General features: G+C 76.6%; 1 protein-coding gene. It reads right to left on the bottom strand.

Annotated features, from left to right (window positions below; genetic code table 11):
- Positions 1-59: 59 nt before the first annotated feature.
- Positions 60-1529, bottom strand: a complete 1470-nt coding sequence (locus ACFWZ5_RS46345; protein ID WP_384806938.1) for a CAP domain-containing protein — start codon at positions 1527-1529, stop codon at positions 60-62.
- Positions 1530-1682: the final 153 nt, after the last annotated feature.

Here is a 1682-nt window from a genome sequence, read left to right as displayed (position 1 = left end):
GGGCGGAGCCCCCCTGGTTTTGGGTAAAGGGGCGGGTCTGGGGCGCACCGCGAGGGAGATCAGCCGCCGAACACCTGGGTCCAGTACGTCCCCGCCGCCCCACCCCCCGCAAAGCCCACGCCAAGATGCGTGAAGGAGGGCTTGAGGATGTTCGCCCGGTGCCCCGGGCTGTTCATCCAGCCGGTCACGACCTCCCCGGGCGACCGCTGACCGCAGGCGATGTTCTCCCCGACCCTGCGATGCGCACTCCCCGCCGCGGCCGCCCGGTCCCACGGCTCACTGCCGTCCGGCGCGGTGTGCGCGTAGAAGGCGCGGGCGACCATGTCCGCGCTGTGCGCCTGCGCCGCCGCGGCCAGGCGCGGGTCGGGCGCGAGGGGGTGCAGCCCGGCCGCCGCCCGGTGGCCGTTGGTGAGCGCGAGCACCTCGGCCGTCGCCCTGGCCAGCCCCTGCGGCGAGAACGGCTCGGCCCACAGCGCCGTCCAGAACATGTCACCGGAGCGCTGGTCGGTGACGTCGGCGACCCCGACGTGCGTGTGCGCGCGCTCCAGGACCGTCTGCCGGGACCGGTCGTCGCTCAGGCAGTACTCGATGAAGTCGAGCGGGGTGCGCGGGCCGGAGACCAGGTGCTCGCCGATCGTCAGATACGCGTAGCCGGTCGCGGACACGCGCTGGTACAGCGAGACCCCACCCGTGCCGTCGGAGCTGAGCGCACCCCGCGCCGCCATGTCCGCCGCGTGGGCGCGGGCCGCCTCGGTGAGGCGGGCGTCGAGCTGGACGGCGGGGGCACCGGCGGCGGCGCGCGCGGAGTTCACCCGGGAGAGGAAGCCCTGGAGCGGGCCCGGGGGCGCGGGTGCGTACGCAGGTGCGTACGCGGGAGGCGGCGGTGCGGAGGCGGGCGCCGCCGGGGCGGCGCGCAGGGGCATCAGCACGGTGACCGCCTCGCTCGTGGCCGCCGCGACGCCCGCGCGGTCCGCGTCGCCCGTCGGGCTGTCCGCGCGGCCTGTCGGGCTGTCCCCGCCGTCCGCCGGGCTGTCCGGGCCGTCCGCCGGCTCGTCCTGGACGTCGAGCCCGAAGTCCCTGGCCACGCCCGCGAGCCCGTCCGCGTACCCCTGGCCGAGCGCGCGCAGCTTCCAGGCGGCGCCGCGGCGGTAGATCTCGGCGAGCAGGAGCACCGTCTCGTGCTGCGGCCGTGGCGGCGCGAACCGGGCGACGGTCTCCCCGCCCGGCCTGCCGACCTGCAGCACGATGGCGGGCAGCCGCCCCAGTGGCGCGTCCGGCTCGGCCGGGCTGACCACCAGCGTGACGCGGCTCGCGCCCGTGCGCAGGCGGCGCGGGTCGACCGTGAGCGTGTCGCCGGTGAGGCGGGCGCCGGAGGCGGCGGGCTGGTTGTAGAACACGAAGTCGCTGTCGCCCGCGACCTTGCCGCTGTCGCCCGTGATCACGGCCGACAGGTCGAAGGGCCCGGGTACGCGCAGCGTGAGGGCGCCGTTCGGCAGGGGCACGTTGCCTCCCGGGACCAGCTCGTTCATCGGCACCGCCTGTCGCTCGGGGTTCGGGGTTCGGGGCCCGCGCGGGCCCGGACGATGCCTCAAGAACGCACGAACGGCCCGCCGGGGTTCCCTCGCGGGGCGCCCCAGACCCGCCCCTTTACCCAAAACCAGGGGGGCTCCGCCCCCCTGGAC

It is taken from the genome of Streptomyces sp. NPDC059003 (assembly GCF_042740445.1).
Taxonomy (GTDB): Bacteria; Actinomycetota; Actinomycetes; order Streptomycetales; family Streptomycetaceae; genus Streptomyces.
The sequence above is the reverse complement of the archived record's forward strand: the minus strand, read 5'-3'. Positions and strand labels throughout refer to the sequence as shown.